This window comes from Sphingobacterium sp. T2 (assembly GCF_000814685.1).
In the GTDB taxonomy this organism is placed as follows: Bacteria; Bacteroidota; Bacteroidia; order Sphingobacteriales; family Sphingobacteriaceae; genus Sphingobacterium; species Sphingobacterium thermophilum.
In genome coordinates this window covers 1-1,163 of sequence record NZ_JXAC01000294.1, presented here as the reverse complement: position 1 = coordinate 1,163, position 1,163 = coordinate 1, and the positions used below count along the sequence as shown (strand labels likewise).

Here is a 1,163-nt window from a genome sequence, read left to right as displayed (position 1 = left end):
AACAGAATACGAAAAAAGAGCAATGCCTTCATCAGCAATATCCATGCGCAATACAAAAATTTCTTTCTTCACAATACCTTATATATGGCAACGCCATTTTCCTGCCCAACGGAGATTCTTTCTACCGAAGGGACAAGTACAACCGCATTGATATAGGCTGGATTCCTTTCCGCAATAAAAATATTGATGCCAAATTTACGGCTTCGTTTCACCTACGACAGGGTGGAATAGATAATCAGCAGGCCTTTACCATCCGATATAGCTTTGACCGAATAATTAGAACCAAATAAAAAGCTCAGTCCGCTCTTGAATCTGTTTCTATTTCCTTCTAAACCCCGAACTCTCATCTTTATCTAATTAATGACATATTCCTAACATGGATTATCGTATTTTAGGGTAAACAACAACAGGTATGGAAGGGATTTTAGAAAGACAGAAAGCCAAACTCAAACGTGCAGCCAAGCTGATGCAAGTCCTATCGAAGTATGGTTTTGAGGATTTAAAAGCAAAAATCGATAGCAGTAAGGGTACTGACAACAAAGAGACGGACCTCCAGTCGACGCAGGACACCGCCTTCTACCAAAGAATACGCAAGGCTATCGAAGAGCTGGGACCTACCTACATAAAATTTGGACAGACACTTTCCACAAGAGAAGACCTCTTCCCCTCCCCTTTGATTGTGGAATTCAAAAAGCTGCAAGACGACGTAAAGCCGGACGATATAGACCTTATCGCACTATTGGAAAAGGAGCTGCAAATTTCGGTAAGTGACTTTTTCAGTGAAATCGACGACACCCCTCTAGCTTCGGCCTCCATAGCACAGACCTACAAAGCTAAACTGCAGAACGGCGAACAAGTTATTCTAAAGATTAAAAGACAAGGAATCAAGGATGTAGTCAATGCCGACCTACTCCTCATGCGCGACATCATCGATGTGCTGAGTAGCTATTACAGCATCGTTCGCGAAATTAACCTGAAGCATGTTTTTGAAGCTTTCGCTAAAAGCCTGCTGGAAGAACTTTCTTTCAACAATGAGCTGAAGAACATACAAATCTTCGAACGCAACTTCCGCGGAACCCCAAATATCCTTACAATGAAAGGATATCCTGAACTAAGCAATGACAACGTACTATGTAATTTCCTTTGTGGAGGGAACAAAAATA

1 protein-coding gene and 1 pseudogene are annotated in these 1,163 nt (G+C 41.5%); both read left to right on the top strand.

Annotated features, from left to right (window positions below):
- A pseudogene (locus SD31_RS17720) lies at nt 1–290 on the top strand (hypothetical protein); the annotation flags it as partial.
- A gap of 122 nt (nt 291–412) precedes the next feature.
- Nucleotides 413–1,163 (top strand): ABC1 kinase family protein (locus SD31_RS14255; RefSeq protein ID WP_039054603.1); only part of this gene is annotated, 751 nt, incomplete at its 3' end.